The 6,397-nt window shown below is 51.4% G+C and carries 6 protein-coding genes and 1 pseudogene; all 7 read right to left on the bottom strand.

Features of this window, described 5'->3' with window-relative positions:
* Positions 1 to 443: SulP family inorganic anion transporter (locus B3180_RS06545; RefSeq protein WP_286843648.1), on the bottom strand; the 443-nt coding region annotated here is incomplete at its 3' end.
* A gap of 209 nt (positions 444 to 652) precedes the next feature.
* Positions 653 to 1,330, bottom strand: coding sequence for an NADPH-dependent FMN reductase (locus tag B3180_RS06540; protein ID WP_222235748.1), 678 nt, complete (start codon positions 1,328 to 1,330; stop codon positions 653 to 655).
* A 47-nt stretch (positions 1,331 to 1,377) separates the two neighbouring features.
* Complete coding sequence (arsJ, locus tag B3180_RS06535; RefSeq protein ID WP_278358449.1) at positions 1,378 to 2,589, bottom strand: organoarsenical effux MFS transporter ArsJ; 1,212 nt, start codon at positions 2,587 to 2,589, stop codon at positions 1,378 to 1,380.
* Positions 2,589 to 3,587, bottom strand: a pseudogene (locus tag B3180_RS06530) (ArsJ-associated glyceraldehyde-3-phosphate dehydrogenase). The gene arsJ and the pseudogene B3180_RS06530 overlap by 1 nt, the downstream one beginning before the upstream one ends.
* Before the next feature lie 33 nt (positions 3,588 to 3,620).
* Entirely contained in the window at positions 3,621 to 3,956 is a 336-nt protein-coding gene (locus tag B3180_RS06525; RefSeq protein WP_286843645.1) for a metalloregulator ArsR/SmtB family transcription factor, read from the bottom strand.
* A 158-nt stretch (positions 3,957 to 4,114) separates the two neighbouring features.
* Positions 4,115 to 5,533, bottom strand: a complete 1,419-nt coding sequence (locus B3180_RS06520; protein ID WP_286843643.1) for a DUF1501 domain-containing protein — start codon at positions 5,531 to 5,533, stop codon at positions 4,115 to 4,117.
* Between the two features lies 1 nt (position 5,534).
* Positions 5,535 to 6,397, bottom strand: an 863-nt coding sequence (locus tag B3180_RS06515) for a hypothetical protein (RefSeq protein WP_286843642.1), incomplete at its 5' end; no start/stop codon positions are given.

Here is a 6,397-nt window from a genome sequence, read left to right as displayed (position 1 = left end):
GCATAAACGTGCCAGGTGACATTGGTCAGCTCTGGCAATTGTGCCATAAAAATCAGAATGGCCAGCGCGTTAACGAAACCCGTGACTACCGAGCGTGAAACAAAGCGCATCAGCTCCCCAAGTTTGAGGTAGCCGGCAATTATTTGCAGTACGCCGGTCAATAGAGTGGCGGCTAGCAGGTACTGAAGTCCGTGATCTTTGACCAGGGTGACCATTAGCAGGGCCATAGCGCCGGTTGCGGCAGATATCATACCCGGGCGGCCACCCGTAAAAGCGATAACAACGGCAATACAGAAAGAAGCGTACAAGCCTATTTTCGGATCAACACCGGCGATAATAGAGAATGCGATAGCTTCAGGAATTAGCGCTAGAGCAACGACAATACCTGAGAGCAAATCACCACGTATATTAGAAAACCAGTTCTGCTGGATAGACTTCAACATAGTTAAATGACACCAAATTTTAGTAGCAAACATAAAGCGGCCGGAATGGCCAGAAAAGCAGTGAACAGCCTACTGCGCACCTGTGACAGGGAAGTGACGGCTAGGGTGGCGTAATACGCGTCAGCACGTAGGTGGCTCCTTCTGGTTTGAGGCTGGTCAAAAAAAGAGCGCGAATTTTAGCATAAAATGTGCCAACTACAACCGAAAAATTATTTTCGGTCGCTGTCTGGGGCATTGCGTTGTGACGGATCAGTCTTAAAGTCGTTGACCAGTTCACGCGGGTTTAGTGCTTCGCGTTGTTTTTGTGTGGCTTCGGCCCACCAGAATAACTGGTTCAGAGTTCGGCCAAAATATTGGATCCAGCGTTCAGTGTCTTTAACTTCCTGATTGAACTTGCCATTTTCCTCAAACACGGTTTGTGCTTTAGGCACGTGGATCATAGCCGATACTGGCAAGCAGCCTAACTCTGACAGGAAAGTGCGCATGTTAACCGCAGCGCGAACACCACCCCACTGACCGGCCGAGTAAGTCACAATGGCACTGGGTTTATAGGAGTACAAAGACGCACCAAAATGATTCAGCAAGTTTGCCAGAGCTGGACTCATGGAGTGGTTGTACTCAGGACTGACCATAACGTAAGCATCGGCAGCTTCAATCTTTTTAGCCAGAGCGTCCAACTGTTCGGGAACGTCTTTTTCATGGTATGAAAAATGTGGCTTAAAAACATCGTCAAATGAGTAATCTAAAGGGTCTATGAGTTCGACTTCTGCGTTATCGAAGCTTTGTTCCAGATAATTAACGCAGGCCTTTGCTACACGTTCGCCCAACCTGGCTGGCTTGGGCGGTGTGCTGTCGCGTACCGTACCTAAAAACACTAAATATTTCATTGTGGTTCCTTAATAGTAGCCTGACGTAAATGTCAGGCTACGACATATCAGACGCGATGCTGCTCCCGCTCGGGCAAAAAGCTAATTGCAGCCGTGGATAATAGCAATAACAGCGTTGATATCATTAAACAAGCAATGAGCCCCCACTGTTGATATACCCAGCCCGACAAAATGGTGCCTAATAGACGCCCTGCGGCATTGGCCATATAGTAAAAACCAACGTCCAAAGATACACCGTCGGCGCGTGAGTAAGATACAATAAGGTAACTGTGCAGAGATGAATTAATGGCAAACAGAATACCGAACAACCCTAAGCCAATAATAATGCTTTGGGTAACCGGCAAGTGTTGCCACAGTGCCAGGGTTAACGCAAGCGGACTCAGCGTCAGTAGTGCATTCCATACCACCGCCTGAGTTTTGGGCACGTCCTTGCTACTTTTTGTGAATTTAGGCGCAATGCTTTGGACAAAACCGTAGCCAATAACCCACAAGGCTAAAAAGCTGCCTACCTGCCAGTGGTTCCAGTCCAGCTGGCTGGCTAAGAACACCGGTAAGGCAACGACAAACCAGACATCGCGTGCACCAAAAAGTAAAAAGCGCGCGCCCGATAGAATATTAATAGGCCGGCTTTTGGATAAAATGTCCTTAAACTTAGGCTTGAACTTGGCCTTGCCCGACTCCTTTTTCAGGAAGATTAAACTGCCTACCCAAACCAGACTCAGCATAACCGCCATGGCCAGCACCGCACCCTGAAAGCCAATTAGCGTCAGCAACAGGCCACCCAGGAAAAAACCAACGCCTTTTAATGTGTTTTTTGAGCCAGTGAGTATGGCGACCCACTTATACAGCTGACCCTGCTTGTCGTCCGGCACCAGTAGCTTAATGGTGCTTTTGGCGCTCATTTTATTGAGATCTTTGGCAATACCGGATAGCGCCTGAGCCGCCATCACCCAAATAACAGTGAGCATCGAACTGGGCACCAACAGCATGGCGAGTGCCACAATTTGTATGCCGAGCCCAATGTTCATGGTGCGATTGAGCCCCCAACGGGCCCCCAGCCAGCCACCAAACAGGTTAGTAACCACACCAAAGAACTCGTAGAACAGGAACAACATGGCCACTTCCAGCGCACTGTAACCCAACTGGTGGAAGTGCAGCACCACCAGCATACGCAGCGCGCCGTCAGTCAGAGTAAAAGCCCAGTAGTTGCCCGTAACAATTAAGTATTGGCGTATTGCCGGCGACAGCTGACTCAGCATTAGCCGACCTTTTCGACCAGCTCAACCGCGCGGTTGGCATAACCCCATTCATTGTCGTACCAGGCATAAATTTTTACGTGCGTGCCGTTAACGACCTTGGTCGACAGGGAATCGACAATGCTTGAGCGAGGATCAGTTTTGTAATCTATTGACACTAACGGGCGTTCTTCGTAACCCAGAATGCCTTTAAGCTCACCTTCTGCGGCTTCTTTCATCCAGCCATTAATTTCTTCCACGGAAGTGGATTTTTCAACTTCAAACACACAGTCGGTTAGGGACGCATTGGCAAGGGGGACTCGTACAGCGTGGCCGTCAATTTTGTCCTTCAGTTCCGGGAAAATCTCCACAATAGCCGTTGCTGAGCCGGTGGATGTAGGAATTAAGCTCATGCCGCAGGCACGGGCTCGGCGTAAGTCTTTGTGCGGCGCGTCCAGAATGGTCTGCGTGTTGGTTAAATCGTGAATAGTGGTAATAGCGCCGTGTTTGATGCCTAACTTTTCGTGAATCACTTTCACCACTGGTGCGAGACAATTGGTGGTGCAGGACGCGGCAGTAACAATGCGATGTTTGGCTGGATCAAATAAATGCTGGTTTACACCCATCACCACATTTAATACGCTCGGCTCTTTTACCGGCGCACTCACCACTACACGTTTTACACCTTGATCCAAATAGGCTTGCAGTAATTTTACCTCGCGCATTTTGCCGCTGGCTTCAATCATCAGGTCGCAGTTGCTCCAATCGGTTTCGCCAATGCTTTTATTGCGGCTAAAGGCAATATTTTTGTCATCAATAATAATGGAGTGTTCATCTGCGCTGGTTTCCGGCGCCCACTGGCCTTGCACTGAATCAAATTTCAGCAGATGCGCTTAAGTCGCGGCATCACCGGCTGGGTCATTGATCTGCACAAATTCAAATTCCGGCCAGTGCCAGCTGGCGCGCAGCGCTAAACGGCCAATGCGACCAAAACCATTAATGCCAATTTTGATTTTTTTCATGGTTAACTCTCAGTGAATGTTGAATGGTTTGGATCAACAGCAGCGGACTGGCCGATCGGCCATAGCGCACAAGCGTTGACAATTCTCTGCCAGCCAATCGCTATTGGCATTGAGCATGGTGTGTAAAATTTCGGATACCCAGGTTGGCAGCTCAGGATGCAAACGGTAATACACCCACTGCCCCTGGCGGCGATCGGCAAGCAGACCGCTTTCGCGTAGCAGTGCCAAATGGCGGGAAATTTTCGGTTGGATTTCATCGAGCGCGCAGGTGAGGTCACACACACACAGCTCTTTTTCGCGCGCCACTAACAGCGCAATGCGGGCGCGGGTTTCGTCGGCGAGGGTTTTGCTTAACTCGGCTGGATTCATGGGCTATATCTTTTTAATAACATATGAAAAAACGTATATATTGAAAAGTGTATGTTTATTTTTGCAGAAGAGCAAGCCTGCTCATTAAGTGGCGTGTGTGGATGAGGCTTAACAGAGGGAGGGAATGCGCCAGAGTGATGGCTCTGGCGCATGGATGACTAGCTGAGCAGTGCGCCTTTCACTGTTTTGCCGGCGGGGATGCGGAAGTTGATACGGGATTCCGGAATACCGACCGAGGCCATCAGTGTGCGGGCGTAGGCGGTGAGGGTTTCGGTACCGGCGATATCGGCACTGGCCGATAAACCCGTGGTGGAGTTGATGCCGGTCGCGCGCATTAGGCGATGGCCGGAATTGCTCCAGGCCTCTAGGCCGCCGATCACTCCGGGTTTGATATTGGCGCCGATCATCATATTCACGCAGGAGCTGTTGTGATGGTCGCGCCCGCCGGTGGCATTGCGCCCCAAAGTGCGGCCAAAAATATCGTAAGTGGCGAAGTTAATACTGTTTTGCAAACCCTCGGCTTTAACCAAATTCCAATAGGTCACCAGATTGTTTAGCTGGGCGATGGTGAGGCGCGTTTCTTGACTGAGATCATCATCGTTGTGGTTGTCGCCTGAGTAGGCGTAGCGCACCACAATCACCGGTGCGAGATTGACCTTGGCCATGGCAACGGCGGCTTTGATTTGATCGCCAAAACTTGATCCGGTGACCTCGGTCAACAAACCTCCCAGTTGGTTGCCGAGCGTCGTGGCCTGGCTGCGGGACGAGGCGTGTGCATCCAAATAGCGCAGTTGTGCGGCGGTGCCATTGGTTTTTACATTTTTATAGATGGTGTCGATGGTGTTGGCATAGAGCTTCGCCATGTTGTCGACGGTTGCGGCAGGCTGTGTGCCGACAAACAGGTTTTTGACATCGAGCGGCGAATAGCGGGTGATTGCCACATTTTCCGATGTCAGTGTGCCCAAGCCCCCGCCGCTGTTTAACACCATGGGAGTGCTGAGCACACTGGGCATCGCCGGGTCTTGCAAGAGGATTTCCTGCATTAACGCCGATTGGATTTCTTCAGTGCCGCGCCCGGTTTTGCTGACTAATACACTGTTGACTGTGTGTACGCGGGTGCCTTCCGGATGCCCGTTGGCCGCCGTGCGCAAGTGGAACATTGCCAGGTGGTCGAGCAAATCCTGTGGCAGGGAAGAGAAAAACTTAGCCGCCGTCACTTGGGTGTTACCCATTTTAATTTGTGCGGAGTTGCTGAAATCGCTAGCGGTGACATTGTTGCCATTGACCTGCCCCAGTACACCCGTACCCAATTGCGCGGTGCTCGGGCGACCTATGACAAAACGCGGGTCGTTGCTATCGCTTGAGTAGGTGCCGCCTGCATAACTATTGATGGCTTCGCCATCATCCGACATCGCCAGAATCAAGGATTTGCCTGCGGTACCTACGGCGTAAGTAGGCATAGCCCCGCTCATTAAAAAGCTCACCGGCAGGCCAGTTGCCGCTGCGCGCAGGCACAGGGCAACGGCGCTGCTGCCGCGTAGAAAGTTGCGTCTACTGATGCTGTTAGTTGTTTTCATGTTAAAACCCCATAGCCATAACAGAGGGTGCCGAGCAGGCGAATGTCCAGACTTCTTTGAGCGCAACCACAGCATTGGCGGCCTTCATGCCACACTGAATGGTGGTTTGGTTTGCTGTAATGATATCGAGGCCGGCGGTGGTGCAATTGGTTTGGTGCATTTGTATGTCGTACATTTTCTTGAGCGCGGCGCGGGTTGTACTCCATTCGGCCGACTCCGGTGGAATGCCCATAATGTAGGTAGTCATCTCATCCAAGCTGCGCGTGGGGTTGCTGGCGTTGAATATTTTCTCGTAGTTGGTGCCGGTCGCCCCGGCGTTGAACGACACCAGCGAGTTGCCCGCCGTTTCACACAGTTGGCGGTAGCCCATGGTGAGGAATGGGTCGATATTGACCGATTGAATTAAATCTATACTCCCGCGTGAGAATTCATCCTCTGGCAACAGACCCGCTTTTGCACGTGCAGTGCCCGAGAGATTGCACACATTGGTGGTAGTTGATGGCGGCAGCCCTTGGGAGGCGCGCACTTGATCAAGGCGCGCTTTAATACTGGCGCAGAAATGGTTGGTGCGATTGATAACAACCGAGGGGCCAGCCTCTGCAAACGCATCGGTATAACTCACACCGGTAATCATTGGCGAGGCAAACAGTTCAACGGCAAGGGTTTTGAGCTTGTAGCCACTGTTCTTGAACACCTCAACCAAGCGCAAATATTCCGCGCTGTTGCTATCGCATGGTGCCGAGTTGGCCCAGTTACACATCTTGCCGACCCAGGCATTGGCAAAGTTAGGGTGGTTAAAGATGGCCTTGCCCAAATCGTCGAGCGAATTCAGCGGGGCGCTGCTGCCGTGAAACGCAAAGGCGG

This window comes from Idiomarina sp. UBA4206 (assembly GCF_002383015.1).
Lineage (GTDB): Bacteria > Pseudomonadota > Gammaproteobacteria > Enterobacterales > Alteromonadaceae > Idiomarina > Idiomarina abyssalis.
This window is presented reverse-complemented; position numbering and strand designations above follow the sequence as displayed.